The organism is Moritella sp. 24, from assembly GCF_018219155.1.
In the GTDB taxonomy this organism is placed as follows: Bacteria; Pseudomonadota; Gammaproteobacteria; order Enterobacterales; family Moritellaceae; genus Moritella.
In genome coordinates this window covers 1,359,989-1,376,975 of record NZ_CP056123.1, presented here as the reverse complement: position 1 = coordinate 1,376,975, position 16,987 = coordinate 1,359,989, and the positions used below count along the sequence as shown (strand labels likewise).

The 16,987-nt window shown below is 39.8% G+C and carries 13 protein-coding genes and 6 tRNA genes; 10 read left to right on the top strand and 9 right to left on the bottom strand.

Annotated elements, in window-relative coordinates:
• Positions 1-101 precede the first annotated feature (101 nt).
• Both HWV00_RS06265 and HWV00_RS06260 read right to left on the bottom strand, forming a co-directional pair.
• Complete coding sequence (locus HWV00_RS06265; RefSeq protein ID WP_211685260.1) at positions 102-1,283, bottom strand: HD-GYP domain-containing protein; 1,182 nt, start codon at positions 1,281-1,283, stop codon at positions 102-104.
• Positions 1,284-1,374: 91 nt separating this feature from the next.
• Positions 1,375-2,370, bottom strand: a complete 996-nt coding sequence (locus HWV00_RS06260) for a TDT family transporter (protein WP_211685259.1) — start codon at positions 2,368-2,370, stop codon at positions 1,375-1,377.
• 97 nt (positions 2,371-2,467) lie between these two features.
• On the opposite strand from HWV00_RS06260, the gene HWV00_RS06255 reads away from it, so the two are divergent.
• The 3 genes from HWV00_RS06255 to HWV00_RS06245 all read left to right on the top strand — a co-directional run bounded on the left by HWV00_RS06255 (position 2,468) and on the right by HWV00_RS06245 (position 5,224).
• The gene (locus HWV00_RS06255; RefSeq protein WP_211685258.1) at positions 2,468-3,370 is read left to right on the top strand and encodes a LysR substrate-binding domain-containing protein; all 903 of its coding nucleotides are present in this window, start codon (positions 2,468-2,470) and stop codon (positions 3,368-3,370) included.
• A gap of 133 nt (positions 3,371-3,503) precedes the next feature.
• Positions 3,504-4,211, top strand: a complete 708-nt coding sequence (locus HWV00_RS06250) for a FimV family protein (RefSeq protein WP_211685257.1) — start codon at positions 3,504-3,506, stop codon at positions 4,209-4,211.
• A 374-nt stretch (positions 4,212-4,585) separates the two neighbouring features.
• A complete protein-coding gene (locus tag HWV00_RS06245) occupies positions 4,586-5,224 on the top strand; it encodes a TetR/AcrR family transcriptional regulator (RefSeq protein WP_211685256.1) in 639 nt (212 codons plus the stop codon).
• A 2-nt stretch (positions 5,225-5,226) separates the two neighbouring features.
• Here the strand turns inward: HWV00_RS06245 and HWV00_RS06240 are convergent, their stop codons facing one another.
• The gene (locus tag HWV00_RS06240) at positions 5,227-6,159 is read right to left on the bottom strand and encodes a glycosyltransferase family 2 protein (RefSeq protein WP_211685255.1); all 933 of its coding nucleotides are present in this window, start codon (positions 6,157-6,159) and stop codon (positions 5,227-5,229) included.
• A gap of 193 nt (positions 6,160-6,352) precedes the next feature.
• Here HWV00_RS06240 and HWV00_RS06235 point away from each other — a divergent pair, with 193 nt between their 5' ends.
• On the top strand, positions 6,353-7,516 hold the full coding sequence (locus tag HWV00_RS06235) for a glycosyltransferase family 4 protein (RefSeq protein ID WP_211685254.1): 1,164 nt from the start codon (positions 6,353-6,355) through the stop codon (positions 7,514-7,516).
• A gap of 163 nt (positions 7,517-7,679) precedes the next feature.
• Here HWV00_RS06235 and guaD read toward each other — a convergent pair whose 3' ends face one another.
• The 6 genes from guaD to HWV00_RS06205 all read right to left on the bottom strand — a co-directional run bounded on the left by guaD (position 7,680) and on the right by HWV00_RS06205 (position 15,682).
• Positions 7,680-8,987 carry a guanine deaminase gene (gene guaD, locus HWV00_RS06230; protein WP_211685253.1) on the bottom strand — a complete coding sequence of 436 codons (1,308 nt, stop codon included), beginning with the start codon at positions 8,985-8,987 and terminating at the stop codon, positions 7,680-7,682.
• A gap of 100 nt (positions 8,988-9,087) precedes the next feature.
• Positions 9,088-9,927: a xanthine dehydrogenase accessory protein XdhC gene (gene xdhC / locus HWV00_RS06225; protein ID WP_255554941.1), complete on the bottom strand. Its 840-nt coding sequence runs from the start codon at positions 9,925-9,927 to the stop codon at positions 9,088-9,090.
• A gap of 24 nt (positions 9,928-9,951) precedes the next feature.
• On the bottom strand, positions 9,952-12,378 hold the full coding sequence (gene xdhB / locus HWV00_RS06220; protein ID WP_211685252.1) for a xanthine dehydrogenase molybdopterin binding subunit: 2,427 nt from the start codon (positions 12,376-12,378) through the stop codon (positions 9,952-9,954).
• Positions 12,371-13,789, bottom strand: a complete 1,419-nt coding sequence (xdhA, locus tag HWV00_RS06215; RefSeq protein WP_370630518.1) for a xanthine dehydrogenase small subunit — start codon at positions 13,787-13,789, stop codon at positions 12,371-12,373. The genes xdhB and xdhA overlap by 8 nt, the downstream gene beginning before the upstream one ends.
• 511 nt (positions 13,790-14,300) lie before the next feature.
• Positions 14,301-15,026, bottom strand: coding sequence for a GntR family transcriptional regulator (locus HWV00_RS06210; protein WP_211685250.1), 726 nt, complete (start codon positions 15,024-15,026; stop codon positions 14,301-14,303).
• A 167-nt stretch (positions 15,027-15,193) separates the two neighbouring features.
• Positions 15,194-15,682, bottom strand: coding sequence for a VC2046/SO_2500 family protein (locus HWV00_RS06205; RefSeq protein WP_221344650.1), 489 nt, complete (start codon positions 15,680-15,682; stop codon positions 15,194-15,196).
• A 201-nt stretch (positions 15,683-15,883) separates the two neighbouring features.
• On the opposite strand from HWV00_RS06205, the gene HWV00_RS06200 reads away from it, so the two are divergent.
• The 6 genes from HWV00_RS06200 to HWV00_RS06175 all read left to right on the top strand — a co-directional run bounded on the left by HWV00_RS06200 (position 15,884) and on the right by HWV00_RS06175 (position 16,929).
• Positions 15,884-15,968: transfer RNA gene (locus HWV00_RS06200), tRNA-Tyr, on the top strand.
• 101 nt (positions 15,969-16,069) lie between these two features.
• Positions 16,070-16,154 (top strand) — tRNA-Tyr (locus tag HWV00_RS06195).
• Positions 16,155-16,271: 117 nt separating this feature from the next.
• Positions 16,272-16,356, top strand: a tRNA-Tyr gene (locus HWV00_RS06190).
• 117 nt (positions 16,357-16,473) lie between these two features.
• Positions 16,474-16,558: transfer RNA gene (locus HWV00_RS06185), tRNA-Tyr, on the top strand.
• Between the two features lie 105 nt (positions 16,559-16,663).
• Positions 16,664-16,748: transfer RNA gene (locus HWV00_RS06180), tRNA-Tyr, on the top strand.
• Positions 16,749-16,844: 96 nt separating this feature from the next.
• Positions 16,845-16,929 (top strand) — tRNA-Tyr (locus HWV00_RS06175).
• Positions 16,930-16,987 lie beyond the last annotated feature (58 nt).

Here is a 16,987-nt window from a genome sequence, read left to right as displayed (position 1 = left end):
ACTTAATATGACACCATAGAAAGCAGATAGCAGTTAGCAGTTAGCAGTTAAATATTACAGGCTTTTGAAAGGTTATTTGGGGTAAACTATTAACTGTAAACCTACGCTTCGCTAACTAAGAAACGCATTATTTCTTCCATATCTAAGTCAAAATCATCTGCTCTGACAGAGCTTGAAATCTCGTCTTCTACCATAGATAAATCGATCTTATTTGATAATTCAAAATCTTTTGTATTTAAACAGTAAAACGAGTTCACTTTCGGGCGAATTGGGTCTGCATGATTATAACCTTCGACGATGGCTAAACGATTAGAGTTTAGTTTAACCAGTGAGCCTACCGGATAAATCCCCATACATTTAATAAAAGCATGAACCAAGCTCAGATCTAATTGCCCATCTTGCGCAAGGCTACGCAGAATACCAAATGCTTTTAGCTGGGTTGAACCTTCTTTATAACAACGGTTTGCCGTTAATGCGTCATAAATATCGCAAATCGACAGCATCCTGCCGTATTTAGATATCTGTTGACCTGAAAGACCGAGAGGGTAACCACCGCCATTCAGCTTTTCATGGTGCTGCGCTGCCACATCCAAGCTGGTTTTAGAAATACCCGGTATTGATTTAATAATATCGATAGAGTGATTAACATGTAATTTCATCACTGCAAATTCATCAACGGTCAATTTACCCGGTTTATTTAAAATTTCATCTGGTGTGCGTATTTTGCCAATATCATGCAAGAAAGCACCAATGGCTAACTCTCTAATCGTTGCTTTTTCAATCCCGATATAACGAGCAAACAATGCCATGAGCATCGATACCGCAAATGAATGCTCTAACAAATACTCATCTTTATTACGAATATTAATCGCACACATCAATGCATCTGAGTTAGTAAATAAGGTATCGATTAATTCAGTGGTGAGGGTTTTGACAGAACAAAGGTCGATTTCCAACCCTTCTTCAATATGCTTGAATAGTTTTTTCTGTACATCTTTAGAGGTTGAAATAAGCGCTTTAGCTTGTGTCACCCTCTCTTTATATTTATGCTTTTCGTCATTTTTTGTTGAGTTACCACGAGCAACAGCACCTGCAGCCATTTGTGCATCAAACTTTTCGGTATCCACGAGTACGCGTTTAATACCTAATTCAATCAGCTTATTAATCACTATTTCACTTTTAACCCACTCTGCTTGAGTAAGTCTGAAACTGCCTGTTTGAAATGTTATCTTCTCGATGTATGCACCAACAGCAACATCAGTAATATCTTGTTCTATATACATAACTTTTGGCTCGAGAAGGATGGTCAGTTTCAACAAACGCTACTTTATCACCATATACATTATAAATATACCTTATAACCCATACCGTATTTTATACTAATACCGTAATCTGAGCTTGGCGTGCGGTATACATAGCGTGTAATTTAATGACTAAACATTTTAAGTAACATACAGCAACCCAAGTCACGACGGCTGTAGTTGCTAATAATTCAAATAAAGCAACTGTATGCAATTGAGAGATATAGTGCGAGGCAATGCCAATACGTTCGAACCAATCACCGACGCTATAAAGCGCTTTAGCACTAATCACTAACGGGAATGTAAAGGCTGCAAAACCAGGATTAAATGTTAAGCGAGCAAGATGCAGTAACGCCATGTAAGTAACGACCGTCATCAGTAATGCAATACCGAGTAATACCGCAACAATAATTGGCGATGGTTGTGACATAAAATCTAAATACCCTGTTAAACAAAGACTCGCAGGCGCCGCTAATATTGCAATTGATGGTTTTGCTCCCGCTTGAATTTTGTCACCAAAAATAAGACGATTGAGCATCACAGGTAATAACAATGCATAATTGACGATACCAAATGCTAAAATCGCATAACAAATAGATTGAAATTGTTCAGGTTGAGGACAGGTAAATACAGCAACAACTAAACCAATAGGTGGCACAAACCAGCTTGGAACCATATGATGTAGCTGCATATCTTGAAAGCGGTGGTAAAGAAACAGCACTAAAAAGACCAAATGTACTGCGATTGCAGTCAGCCAAATACCTGTTGATACCACAGGGTATGACGAAAATAACGAATTTGATACAACCATTGTTCCCATCGCAAATGTTGGAACGACACTACCGACAACGTGATGAGACAAGTCATTCCAAAGTGTTTTGGGATGAATAATAAAGCGTAATAACAATGAGATAAGAATCACAGCAGCAATAATTGCAGTCACTATTTTGATATAACCATGAAAGCCATATTCTGACTCCCACAATGCGCCCAGTGATGATATACCTAAAGCAAGACCTGCTGCTGGCGTTGGTAAGAGTTTAAAATTACTTCTAATTTGGTTTAACATAATGCACCTCACTTGTTGATAAAGCTATTATATGCCTAGCCTAATGTTAATAAAATCTATATGTTTTTAATGTGTAGTTAAGGGAAATTGAACAAACATGAATTTATCATTAAAACAATTACGTGTATTTGTTGCCGTGAGTCAACAGCAAAGTATTACTCATGCTGCTAAGCATTTATTTCTAACCAAAGCAGCCGTGAGCATGGCATTAAGCGAGCTTGAAAATCAGCTAGGGCAGCAACTTTTTGACCGTACAAATAACCGCTTGCACCTTAATCCATACGGCCAACGCTTATTACCTGTCGCCGATGAACTACTGCACCGCGCAGCAAGTATTGATACCCTGTTTCAACAATCTGGTCAGCTTATTGGAGAGTTAGCCATAGGGGCAAGTGAAACCATAGGAAATCAAATATGTCCTTGGTTAATTGCACAATTTAGACAGCAAACAGCACACACGCAGCAAACCTTACACATCAGTAACAGCGCGAAGATTGCCGAGATGATATTACACTACCAACTGGATATGGGACTGATTGAAGGTGACGTAAACCATAATGACATCGAAACTATTCCTTGGATAAAAGATGAAATGTGTATCATTGCGGCCTCTGATCACCCGCTACTGACAAAAACAGTATTACAGCTCGCAGACCTCACAGATAATCCATGGGTTCTACGTGAAGTAGGCTCTGGTAGTCGTGCTTTCTTTGATGGCCATATTGCCCCAAGCATTCCGCAATGGCAGCTTGCTTACCAGCTCAACTCTATCGAAGCACAACTTAACTTTGTTGCAGCAGGACTCGGACTCGCTTGCGTATCTAAATTCAGTGCAACACATGCGTTAGCAAACAAGCGCGTACGTATATTACAGCTCGATAAAAAATTAGAGCGGCAGTATAAAATTATTATGCACAAACAAAAATTCAAAAGTGAATTAATCACCGCATTTACCGAGTTTAGCCAACAATGGGATAGCACCGCATTAATTAGCACATAAAATAGCCTTAAATCAATGTCCACCAGCAGCTACAAATACAAAAGTACACTAGTATTAACAGTAAGGTAGCAAGATAATTTAAGGTAGTTAAATGTTGAATGGATGCAAATTATATACATTATTATGGCTCGGAATGTCAGTAACAACCCACCAAGTACAAGCGCATAACTCTCCAGAGCATGCGCTACAAGGCAACCCCTCGCAAGACATTATCGTGAATCAATTAACAGTAGGCATTAGCAGTAAACTCAGACACGGTCCGGTGCGAACAGGAGAAACGCTGTCTTCGATAGCGAAACAACGAGCACCAGAGAACATGTCACGTGACCACTTCATGAATTTAGTTTTTGATCTCAATCCACAGGCATTTATTAACCAAGATAAAAATAGACTAAAAGTAAATAGTTTACTTATTTTACCTGGTTACAACGATACGCTTAATACCAATACGGCATATCCTCGTACACAATTTAATGAGAAAAAAATTGAATTAACAGAATATGGGCCATTGCTACAAATTAAGGATAAGTCAGCATCCGCTCTTTTTTTACCAGAAGTACCTATTAAAGTCATAGAGCCGAACTCACTAAATCAAATAGAAAAGCAAAACCACCTGCAAGAGCAAATACAACAAAATGTCATTCAAGAACAAGTGTCGTTACTGCAACAACTTAACGAACTCGAACAGCAACTCACCACAAGTCAGCAAACAATTTCCCACCTTAACAATAGCCAGCAACAGCTCACGTTAAAAAATAAAAACTTACTGCTACAAATTCAAGATTTACATGTAAAATACGATCATATTATCAATAACTATACTTTTATTCCTAAACACTAGGCAAAAAAAAGGAGTAGCAATTGCTACTCCTGTCGTAATATTTAACCAAATAATTACGCCTGGACTTATAACCAACCTAGCTGGAAATTTCAGGATAAAGTATACTTACTTCTTTGATATAAAATATTCAAATAGCGGTAGCTAGGCAATAAGTCGAAAGGAATAAAGTACCATTGCCAAATAAGTAAACATCATATTCAAACTGTGTGCGCAGCTTGAATATTCGTGCTATCACTATTAGATAAAAACCTGACCCAAAGGTCAAGTTGTTTTGTAAAATTATTGTATGATTTCTGTAATACCAACTGTATTAAATAAATGGTCATCTATTTATTGTCATTGATGTAAGTAACTGCGAAGGGATGAATAAAATAATGTCGACCATACGGAAGAAAAACGAAGGCAAAATTTTAAAGGCTGCCAGTCAAGTATTTGCCAGTGAAGGTTATGCTGCAACGAAAACTATTGATATAGCAAAACTTGCCGGTGTACCTAAAGCCAATGTCTATTATTATTTTGGCAATAAAGAAACCTTGTACACTGCGGTATTGGAAACGATCATCGAACCATTACTCAGCGCAACCCATCCCATGATCACGATTAATGATCCCGCTGTCGCGTTGACCGAATACATTAAAACGAAGCTACTCATCTCACGAGATTATCCTTATGCATCAAAAGTATTCGCAAATGAGATCATGCGAGGTTCGCCTCTCTTGTCGCCAGAGATAAGACAACGTCTAATGAATCAGAGTACCTTTTTACTCGACAAATTTACGCAGTGGATTGATGCAGGCCAAATGGACAATGTATCGCCGCATCACCTATTATTCATGATCTGGTCTTCAACACAGACTTATGCTGATTTTAGTTGGCAAATAAATGCAGTGATGGGAAAAACATCACTGACCGCGACGGATTATGAAGACGCTGCACACCTCATTAGCCAACTGGTATTAAAAGGCTGCAACGTCAAATCCAGCAGCGATACTGCAAAGGTACTCACCGAATAACATTAGGCAATTGGACTTAAGATCATTTTCTTTATGTCTCCAAGACCATTTTTAATACGTCTAATTTGAGGGTTAAGCAAAAAAGCATAGCCCTCATAACAAAACGCATTAATGAATTTCTTTTGCGTACGGTAATAATCAGCATAGCCTTCTTTCAACTTCGCATCAGCCAATGCAAAAGTATGCTTACTTAGTCCTGTATCTCGCTGTTTATACGCAGTGATAATATGTTCAATACAAGCTAAATGTTGCAAGCGTTTACTATCTGTTTGAGTAATGGAATCGCTACGCATAAGGTAGCCAGTATAGCTTTGAGTTAATACCGCCACCTCAAAGTGTTCGCATATTTTTAGCCATAGTTGCCAATCTTCACAATAACTCATTTCAACATCAAATAAGCCTACCGTTTCAAATACCGACGCCTTCACCATCACAGTCGATGTGCCAACGACATTGTGAGCAAACACTTGTGCTAGAGGTTGGTTAATATGATGGGAAGGTGTCGTAATATGTGTAAATTGATTCCAGTATCCAAAACAATCCACAATATATTGATATTGCTCATTCACATGATCATAGTTAGTAAATGACATGGCAACGCTCGGGTTAGCCGCATGCAGCGCCAATTGCGCCGATATTTTATTTGGATACCAGTAGTCATCGGCGTCTAGAAAAGCAATATACTCACCCGTCGCTTGTTCTATACCAATATTGCGCGCACCTGCGGCACCTACGCCATTTGTCGTTATGATTTTAATACAAGATTCTTGCAGGCTTAACGAAGCAAGATATTCAGCGCTGCCATCACTGCTGTTATCGTTAATAATGATGATTTCAATATCTGACCGATCTTGATTCAAAATACTGTTTATCGCTTTCGGCAAATATTCCAAACAGTTATAGCTAGGAATAATCACTGAGACGCTATATACCATAACACTACTCCTTATGTCATCGACTAACATTCCATTTTCAGTTCCGCTTAGAACCAATCACATTTATCTATACTATTATTTACTAAAGCTTTGTTTTATTTTAGCGATGCAATTAAGAGTAGTGAAGAAATCACTTTTTGGATGTAGTAGCGATGGAATAACATCCATTAGGATAAGAAATAAGGACATTAGAATGAAAAAAGTGGCATTTTTAGCCCCTTCATATCCCGTGCTCAGTGAGACATTTATTCGAACAGAAGTTGATTCAGTGAGCGCCTATGGTCATGAAGTTTGTGTCATGACCTTTACCAAACATAATAACTGTGAAAAATTTAACTATGATATTCATGTTATTGGTGCAAAATCTTATTTTTCCTTACTGACAACACTCAGTCCCATCGGCATGATAAAAGCGCTGCGGTTTATTACGATGCAGCATTCTATGCCTAAGCTCTCTCTATTTCGCTATAGCCTCCAACTCGCCTTACAAATGCGTAAAGAAGGTGTGAATCATGCGCATGCACATTTTGCACAGCATACCTGTGCACACGCCATTGCTGCCGCTAAAATGATAAATATAACATGCTCCTTTGTTGCTCATGGCCATGATATTTACGAAACACCTTACGATGTCAATTTAAAAGTAAATAGCAGTGATTTTGTCGTCGCTGTGTGCAAAGACATGGAGGCCGATTTAAAAAAAATCAATCATAAAAAAATAAAGCTATTACATTGCGGAGTCAAAACCAACGAATTTAAACCTCCCGTGTTAACACCAGAAAATAATAACGATTTGGCACCGATACGCTTGGTTTTTCTTGGGCGACTAGTGGAACAAAAAGGGATACGCTACCTTATCCAAAGCCTGCATGAATTACATCAAAATTACTTAGTGACATTGGATATTATTGGTGATGGTGACCAACTATTAAATTTACAACAGCAAGTTGATACCTTGGGCTTATCGCAATTTGTACGTTTTCTTGGCGCTAAATCGCCACACTGGGTGAGTAATAATCTGCCTACATTTGATTGCTTAGTTGCTCCCTTTTGTATCTCACAATCAGGTTGTGTCGATACAGGTCCCTTGGTACTAAAAGAAGCAATGGCCGTTGGCATTCCCGTTATCACAACGGATTTAATGGGTTGCAAAGAGATTGTTGCGCCTGGCACCGGACTTATTGTAAAGCAAAAGAACACACAAGCATTGAGCCAAGCAATTTCTGAGTTCATCAATTACCCTAAAGAAAAACGTCAAGAAATGGGTCAATTAGCACGATTAAATGTAGAGAATAATTTTGATGCCAGTCAACAAGCAAAAAGCCTGTCTAATTGGATTGAAAACTGCACGAATTAAGTCAATAAGCAGATAAGACAAGTGAGTCATTAATATTGAATAGAGAGAGTTAGAGAGAGTTCGGTTAAGAGGTAAAATAAGGTGAGGAGTACTTAATAACAACAGCAAACACTGAGGCTTGCTGCTGCATCATTATTCTAAATCGATAGATCGCGCTTATGGCTTAAAGGCTACTATAACGATTTTCACCAAACACATAAGTTTCGCATACAACACGATCATCACCCATCAGCATTAATGCAAACAGTGTTTCTTCTAATGACGTTGAGTTATCCATACGGAATTTAAGTAACGGTGTTGCTGCTAAATCTAATACAACGAAATCAGCTTCTTTACCCACTGCAAGATTACCAATTTTATCTTCTAAGCGTAATGCATTCGCACCGCCTAATGTAGCAAGATATAAGGATTTAAACGGGCTTAGCGCTTTTCCTTGTAATTGTAATACTTTGTACGCTTCATTCATGGTTGATAATAATGAGAAACACGTACCTGCGCCCACATCCGTACCCATACCTACATTAATACCGAATTTTTCTAAACGCGGTAAATCTAATAGGCCAGAACCTAAGAATAAGTTTGATGTTGGGCAGAAGGCAACAGCCGAACCGGTATCAGCTAAACGCTGACATTCGCTATCACATAAGTGAATACTGTGTGCAAATACCGAACGTTCACTTAACAGGCCATGATGATCGTATACATCGAGGTAGTTAGCACGTTCAGGGAACAACTCTTTAACCCACTCAATTTCTTTTAAGTTTTCTGATAAATGCGTATGCATGTATAAATCAGGGAACTCACCTAACAAGCGTTTTGCAACATCAAGTTGTTCTGGTGTACTTGTCGGGGCAAAGCGAGGCGTAACCGCATAATGCAATCGACCTTTTTGATGCCAGCGTTCAATTAGCTCTTTACTGTCTTCGTAGCAACTTTCAAGCGTATCCGTTAAGAAATCAGGAGCGTTGCGATCCATCATCACCTTACCGCAAATAATACGTAAATTACGTAACTCAGCTTGGGTAAAGAAGCTATCAACCGATTCTTTATGCACAGTACCAAATACCAATGCAGTCGTCGTACCGTTACTCATTAATTCTTGTATAAAGATCTCTGCCACTTTTGTTGCGTGCGCAGGATCATTAAACTTACTTTCTGCAGGGAAAGTATAGTTATTTAACCAATCTAATAATTGCTCGCCGTAAGACGCGATCATCCCCGTTTGTGGGTAATGCACATGGGTATCAATAAAACCCGATGTAATGATCTTATTTTCATATACTTTAACGTCAATATCGCTGCGTTCATTCGCAAGAATATCGTCTGCGTTACCAACCGCTTGCACAATACCATTTTCAATAATCATGGCACCATCAGCAAAATATTCGTACGAATTTTCCATACCGACTTTATCGGGATCACCAATACTATGTGCTATTGCTGATCGGTATGCTGTTCGAATTGTACTCATTTAACTCATCCTTCGTTATGCTTTTGCATCGTATCTCACGCTATCCTAATACTCTCGAGATTGCGTGTCTATAATATATGTTTACAAAACACTACCTATATTAGGCTAGCTTCGCAATTTCACTATTTACCTGCGTTAAATTAGGTTTTTGTTTGCTCTCTAATGTCCTGCCTTGGTATGTGGCGATTAACTCACCTGCGACCGAAATGGCAATTTCAGCAGGATGTTTACCAACAACGGCACTAATACCAATCGGACAAACCATTTGATTAATCTGAGTATCAGTGAAATCACGCGCACGTAATCGATATTGAAAGCGTTTTTTCTTGGTTTGCGAACCAATCATGCCAAAATATTTCGCATCTCCTCGCTTTAAGATAGCTCTCGCTAAATCAAAATCAAGTTGGTGGTTATGCGTCATAACTAAATAGTAACTGTCTTTCGGCATATCACGAACATCACCAACTGGATCATCACTGACTAGCTTGGTGACATTATCAGGTAACTGATTTGGAAATTGGTCTTCACGCTCATCAATCCAAGTTACTCTAAACGGCAACGTAGCTACAACATGTAACAAAGCCTTTGCCACATGCCCAGCACCAAATACCACCAAGTGATGCAATGACTGGCCTATCGGTTCAAACATCAAGGTCGCGCTACCACCGCAGCATTGCCCGAGTCTCGCACCTAAATCAAAACGCTCGACGGTTAATTTATCCGTGCCATCAACTAACATCTCGCGCGCCATTTTCGTGGCTAAATGTTCTAAATGCCCGCCGCCAATCGTCGCATATTGCTGATCTTGTGTGATCAACATTTTGGTTCCAGCATCACGCGGAGTCGACCCATGATGTTCAAGTACCGTGACCATGATACACACTTCACCACGCTGCTTTAACTCCGCAAGCGGATCAATCCAATTGTCTTCAAACATCATAATCCCTCCTCGCTAAACACGCCGTTAAACAGTCTCGCTGAGTATTTCAGTCTCAGTGATTCGCGTGTTTTCTGCTGTACCTTTGTTCGCGCTACGCTGAAAATTTTCAGCGTCTTGCACCGCCCATAGCACCCGTTCAGGTGTTGCAGGAGTATCTAAATGCGGTACATATTGATGCTCTGCAACACTTGCGGCTGCATCTCGTAATGCGCTCCACACAGACATGCCCAGCATAAACGGTGGTTCACCAACGGCTTTCGAGTTATAGACGGTTTGTTCTGGGTTGCTGCGGTTTTCAACCAAATGCGTTCTGAAATCAATTGGCGTATCGGCAATCGCAGGGATCTTATAACCCATAGGGCCATTCGTCGCGAGTTTACCTTTATCATTCCAAACCAGTTCTTCGGTTGTTAACCAACCCATACCTTGAATGAAACCACCTTCGATTTGGCCTATATCAATATCAGGGTTTAGTGACGCGCCCACATCATGTAGAATATCCACACGTAAGGTTTTATACTCACCCGTTAATGTATCGATAAGAACTTCAGAGCACGATGCTCCATAAGCATAGTAATAAAATGGGCGGCCCTTTGCGGTCGCATGATCGTAATAAATTTTAGGGGTTTTATAGAAGCCAGTACTTGATAGAGAAATCTGATTAAAATAAGCGAGTTGGATCAAATCGGTAAACGTCATAATTTGTTCACGAATCGTCACGGTATTATTACTGAAAATAACCTCTTCATCGGTGACACCAAAGTGGGCGACACAAAAATCAATCAGACGTTGCTTAATAGTACGAGCAGCATTTTGCGCCGCTTTACCATTTAAATCGGTACCCGACGATGCCGCTGTCGGTGACGTATTGGGTACTTTACTGGTATTCGCTGAGGTGATTTGAATATTATCAATATCCACTTGGAACTCTTGTGCAACAATTTGCGCAACCTTGGTATTAAGCCCCTGCCCCATTTCAGTACCACCGTGGCTTAATTGCATACTGCCATCGGTATAAACATGCAGTAATGCACCAGCTTGGTTTAAGAAGGTCGCTGTAAATGATATACCAAATTTAACCGGGGTTAACGAGATACCTTTTTTCAGAATTGGACTGGTTTTATTGTACTCATCAATTGTTTTACGACGTGCTGCATACTCACTTGTCGCTTCAAGATCTGCAACCAAATCATGAATAAAATTATCTTCTACTTTTTGATAGTAGTGCGTCACATTACGCTCGTCGATACCGTAAAAATTCACTTTACGTACATCTAATGGATCTTTACCTAGCTTTCCGGCAATTTCATCCATAATGTGTTCAATCGTCATCATACCTTGCGGGCCACCAAAACCACGGAATGCAGTGTTTGATGCGGTATTGGTTTTACAACGATGGCCTGTAATGGTCGCATCACCTAAATAGTAGGCATTATCAGAATGGAACATGGCACGGTCAGTGATCGAGCTTGATAGATCCGGTGAATAACCACAGTTACTCGCTACGATAATTTCAATGCCGTTGATTTGGCCATCATCATTAAAGCCAACTTTGTATTGGTTAAAGAAGGGATGGCGCTTACCTGTCATCATCATATCTTCAACACGCGGTAAACGGATCTTAGTTGGTCGTCCTGTTAACTTCGCAAATACGGCACATAAGCATGCGGGGCCTGCAGCTTGCGTTTCTTTACCACCAAAGCCACCACCCATACGACGCATATCAATCACAACCTTGTGCATCGGTACGCCTATCACTTCAGCAACGAGTTTTTGCACTTCGGTTGGGTTTTGCGTGGACGCATACACGATCATGCCACCGTCTTCAGTTGGCATCACTGACGCGGCTTGCGTTTCTAAATAGAAATGCTCTTGCCCACCAATGTGAATACTGCCTTCTAAAATATGCGTTGCAACAGATAAGGCTGCTGCCGAATCACCGCGTTTTTGTTGATGCGACTCAGTAACAAAACTTTTCTTTGCGAGTGCTTCTTCAACACACAAAATAGCGGGTAGCTCTTCGTATTCAATGATCGCGGCTTGTGCAGCTTGACGTGCAATTTCCATCGAATTAGCCGCAACAGCGATGACTGCTTGACCCAAGTATTCAACCTTACCGTCGGCCAATAATGGATCGCCAGGTAAAATGGCCCCGATATCTAACTCACCAGGTACGTCCTTAGCTTCAATCGCTAATTCAACCCCCTCAAATTCATAACAAGGCGTGAGATCAATCTTGGTGATGTTGGCGTGTGCCACATCGCTCATACGCACATAGACATGTAATTGATTGGGATATTCGAGGCGATCATCCACATAAATAGCTTCGCCTGTTACCTGAATACCCGCACTGTCATGCTTTACATTTTTACCGACACCCGTTTTAATCGACTGATTCACTTGTGCTAACAATTGCGGCTGTGATAATTGCACTTTATTGTGATTAGACATAAGACGTTACCCGCGTTTCAATTGTGGTGTTTTGTTGTTCTAAATAAAATTTCTTCAGTAGGTTCTTCGCTGCAAGTGAACGATATTCTTTACTGGCACGAAAATCTGATAATGGAGAGAAGTCTTTTGCTAATGCTTGCATTGCTGCATCCACACTTTCATATTCCCATCGCGCTCCTAACAAGATTTGCTCGGCATGTTGAGCACGCATAGGTGTTGCTGACATCCCACCAAAAGCAAGGCGTACATCCATCACGACATTATTTTTTAAGGTAATGTTAAACGCACCTAATACCGCTGAAATATCATCATCAATACGTTTTGATAATTTATACGTACGGAATACTTGGTCTTCGGTCGGTAAAGGAATAATAATTTTAGTAATAAACTCTGCTGCTTTTTGGGCTGTCACTTTATAGCCCACAAAGTAATCTTCTAAATCCATCAAGCGCACAGCATTACCACAACGTAATTCAACCTGTGCATTAAGTGCAATTAATGCTGGCGGTGTATCACCAATCGGCGATGCGTTACCTATGTTGCCACCAATAGTGCCTTGATTACGGACTTGTAATGACGCAAATCGATGTAATAAGTCACCAAAGTCAGGAAAGTATAATGCTAAGGTGCCATAGCTATCCGTTAAACTGCGTGCGGCACCAATTTCAATATGGGTATCAGTAACAGAGATATCTTTCATCTCAGCCACATGACCAACAGAGATCAAGGTATTAATAGGACGGTGGAACTGTGTTACTTCTAATGCTAGATCAGTCCCCCCCGCCACAATTCGTGCATCAGGGTGCTTCACTAGTAGCGCAGCTAAGTCAGCTATATTATCTGGTGAATAAGCCTGTTGACCGTCCCCTATTAATACTTGTGTGCCGCTTCGCTCAATCGTATTAAGTTTTGCGACGGTTTCAGCCTCTAGTCGTTCGAATGCATCAACCACATGGGGTTGCTCTGCTAACGACAATGCTGAATCAATAATCGAACGATAACCCGTGCAACGACATAAGTTACCCGCTAATGCTTCAAAAATAGCGTGCTTGTCTGCTGACGGTGTATTTTTGCTTAACGCAAACATCGACATTACAAACCCAGGAGTACAATAACCACATTGCGTACCATTAAAATCGACAAGTGCTTGCTGCACTTGATGTAACGAACCATCTTTCGATTTCAAATCTTCGACAGTGATAAGTTGCTTACCGTGTAAAGCGGATACAAACGTAATACACGCATTTACCGACGTATAACGGATCCGCCCATCGACAACATCACCGAGTACAACAGTGCAAGCACCGCAGTCTCCTGATGCACAACCTTCTTTTGTCCCTTTCTTCGCCTCTTCTTGGCGTAAGAAATTAAGTACTGTGGTGTTGGGTGAAAGGTCAGATACCTGACACATCTTTTGGTTAAGTAGAAACTTAATCAAGTCGTACCTCCTGCGTTATTCCGTAACATTGACATTGATTGCTCGTGTTTTTTTATAATTAATCGTGTCTCTAAAATCAAATCCTGACCCGAGAGTCAACTTATTGTTACATAAAAATAACAATTGAGACACAATTTAATGCAATCTTTATGGTGATATATATACAATTATAGTGAAAATTAAATAAGGCATTAATCATCAGAACCATTTATAAGCGCCACTAAAACTGAAAAAACAATACAAAAATATCTATAACAATGAGAATTACTTAATATAGATCAGTAAGTAATAAGTAGAATAATGGCGAAAGCCCTCGCTGAGATGTTAAATAATAGGCTCTAACGAGCTGATTTATGAATTAGTATTTTTGATAAGATTTAACTCTGCTTTTGTAAAATGCAGAAACAAAAATGCCAAATCACTGTGGATTTGGCATTGTTTGTATACAATTGAATAAAATAATAGACCTGATTTATTTAGCTTATTACTTTTTACTTAACACATTTGAAAAAACAACATGCAGATCACTCGACACCGTTTCACCATTAAAATTTAACTTGGATTCAATATGCGCTAAATGTTCGCGCATTAATAAGCAGGCTTTCTCTGTATCCTTCGCTTCAATCGCATCAAGCAAGCCACTGTGTTCATCTAATACACAGTGTGTACTGGTCGCAACTTCATATTGCGCAATGATTAACGAACTTAATGACACCAGACTACGTTGAAAGTTAAATAAAGGGACATTACCTGACATAGCTGCCAATTCGAGGTGGAATTCACCCGATAATCGAATCGCTTTACCTAAATCACCTTGTTTCGTCGCTTCATTTTCTTCTACTATTAACTTACGTAAATGAGAAATCTGTTTACCCGTCGCATTCTCGACTGCCAGTTTGGTGATCGCATCTTCTAATGTATGCCGTGCTATAAACACTTGTTTTGCTTCGTCGACAGACGGTGACGCAACAATCGCACCACGATTAGGGCGGATAACAACAACTTGTTCATGTGATAAACGTAATAAAGCACGACGTATAATAGTGCGACTCACACTAAAAATATCACCCAGTGCTTCTTCATTTAATTTTGTTCCCGGAGGGAGACGTCGTTCAAGAATGGCATCAAAGATATGCGCATAGACGATATCGTCTTGAGCCATTGAGCCTGACTTGCCTTCTGCTTCTACAGAACTACTTAGACCAGACATGATTTTCACCTGTTAAATGAATGACAATAAACAGAACAATGCTTATTAAATACGATGGCGTATTACCTATAACCTGACGTTTATTACTATAAAGTCATAATATGTTAACACCGTGTAACAATCTAGCCTTATCTTGTGTACTATCTTAAAAATATTTAAAACAATCTTTAGCTATATTCTGTAATTTTGAGCGGCTTGTCTGCGTCATAACTATTTAATACATCTAATAAACTGGCTGTACTTGATTGGTTTTCAAATGGTAATGCAGGATTTTGAAGGGAATGCTCGGGCTGAGTAGCTTGCGCTAGCTCATTAGCCGTTGGTTTAATCAAAGACTGGTGTGCTAATTTTTGCTGTAATAGGTGAGAACTATTATGTAATACAGACTCAGCAACATACTTAGTATCTCCGACATCAACACCGACTTCAGATGCAAAGCAAATTTCTAAACGCATTGCGGCCATGTTATTCGTTGCAGCATATTCATTTAACCTGACCATACGCGCAGCATCATACGCTGACGTATCAACGACAGTTTCTTTCACTTCGATCTGTTTTTGATCTGATATATCAGATGACAACATACTTAATAACAGAGAAAATTTAGCTCTATCACCATTTAAAGTACATTTATTTAATTGTTGGCCGAGTTGCAGCTCATCAATTAAGGCATGTTGTCGTATCGATTGAACGTAAATAAGTTACCTCTTGAACAATATTGCGCGCAGAACAACCAAATTTTGCCGCGAAATAATCAACTAGTAAGTTATCGGCCTGTTTTTCTAAATATTTAGCTGTTTATTCGAAATTTTTATTCACATACAGACTTTTTCTGATATTATCCGTTCCGTACTTGTGGAGGGGTTCCCGAGTGGCCAAAGGGATCAGACTGTAAATCTGACGGCTCAGCCTTCGAAGGTTCGAATCCTTCTCCCTCCACCACAATATTTAAATTATGTTGATAGCATCATTACTTATGTAAATGAAAAATGTCGACATGATACAACATCTACCATTGCGAGTAGATGAAAAAAGCATTACGTGGAGGGGTTCCCGAGTGGCCAAAGGGATCAGACTGTAAATCTGACGGCTCAGCCTTCGAAGGTTCGAATCCTTCTCCCTCCACCATCATTTAGCTTTACTGATTAGTTAAATTAATTCGTACATTGTGGCCAATGATACTTATTATAATCATTAAAGTGAATACAACATCTACCAATGCGAGTAGATGAAAAAGCATTACGTGGAGGGGTTCCCGAGTGGCCAAAGGGATCAGACTGTAAATCTGACGGCTCAGCCTTCGAAGGTTCGAATCCTTCTCCCTCCACCATCATTTAGCTTTACTGATTAGTTAAATTAATTTGTACATTGTGGCCAATGATACTTATTATAATCATTAAAGTGAATACAACATCTACCAATGCGAGTAGATGAAAAAGCATTACGTGGAGGGGTTCCCGAGTGGCCAAAGGGATCAGACTGTAAATCTGACGGCTCAGCCTTCGAAGGTTCGAATCCTTCTCCCTCCACCATCATTTAGTTTTGCTGATTTTATTTATTCCTAAACGAATAATTTGAATGAATCATCAAAGCGATACAACATCTACCAATGCGAGTAGATGAAAAAAGCATTACGTGGAGGGGTTCCCGAGTGGCCAAAGGGATCAGACTGTAAATCTGACGGCTCAGCCTTCGAAGGTTCGAATCCTTCTCCCTCCACCATCATTCTACTTTGTTGATTTTATATTGTGGCCAATATAATCACAGTCATCAGGGTAAAATAACATCTAGCAATAGATGAAAAAATAGAGAAAATGTGGAGGGGTTCCCGAGTGGCCAAAGGGATCAGACTGTAAATCTGACGGCTCAGCCTTCGAAGGTTCGAATCCTTCTCCCTCCACCACTCTCTAACTCTTCTGATAATACCTTCTTTTTTATACTTCCAGTTCTTATTACCTAAC

Excerpts from the sequence above, each read along its gene's own strand:
- HWV00_RS06240 (WP_211685255.1), bottom strand. The coding sequence starts at position 6,159 with ATGGTATATAGCGTCTCAGTGATTATTCCTAGCTATAACTGTTTGGAA.
- xdhB (WP_211685252.1), bottom strand. The coding sequence starts at position 12,378 with ATGTCTAATCACAATAAAGTGCAATTATCACAGCCGCAATTGTTAGCA.
- guaD (WP_211685253.1), bottom strand. The coding sequence starts at position 8,987 with ATGAGTACAATTCGAACAGCATACCGATCAGCAATAGCACATAGTATT.
- HWV00_RS06210 (WP_211685250.1), bottom strand. The coding sequence starts at position 15,026 with ATGTCTGGTCTAAGTAGTTCTGTAGAAGCAGAAGGCAAGTCAGGCTCA.
- HWV00_RS06260 (WP_211685259.1), bottom strand. The coding sequence starts at position 2,370 with ATGTTAAACCAAATTAGAAGTAATTTTAAACTCTTACCAACGCCAGCA.
- HWV00_RS06265 (WP_211685260.1), bottom strand. The coding sequence starts at position 1,283 with ATGTATATAGAACAAGATATTACTGATGTTGCTGTTGGTGCATACATC.
- HWV00_RS06250 (WP_211685257.1), top strand. The coding sequence starts at position 3,504 with ATGTCAGTAACAACCCACCAAGTACAAGCGCATAACTCTCCAGAGCAT.
- xdhC (WP_255554941.1), bottom strand. The coding sequence starts at position 9,927 with ATGATGTTTGAAGACAATTGGATTGATCCGCTTGCGGAGTTAAAGCAG.
- HWV00_RS06245 (WP_211685256.1), top strand. The coding sequence starts at position 4,586 with ATGTCGACCATACGGAAGAAAAACGAAGGCAAAATTTTAAAGGCTGCC.
- HWV00_RS06255 (WP_211685258.1), top strand. The coding sequence starts at position 2,468 with ATGAATTTATCATTAAAACAATTACGTGTATTTGTTGCCGTGAGTCAA.
- xdhA (WP_370630518.1), bottom strand. The coding sequence starts at position 13,789 with ATGTGTCAGGTATCTGACCTTTCACCCAACACCACAGTACTTAATTTC.
- HWV00_RS06235 (WP_211685254.1), top strand. The coding sequence starts at position 6,353 with ATGAAAAAAGTGGCATTTTTAGCCCCTTCATATCCCGTGCTCAGTGAG.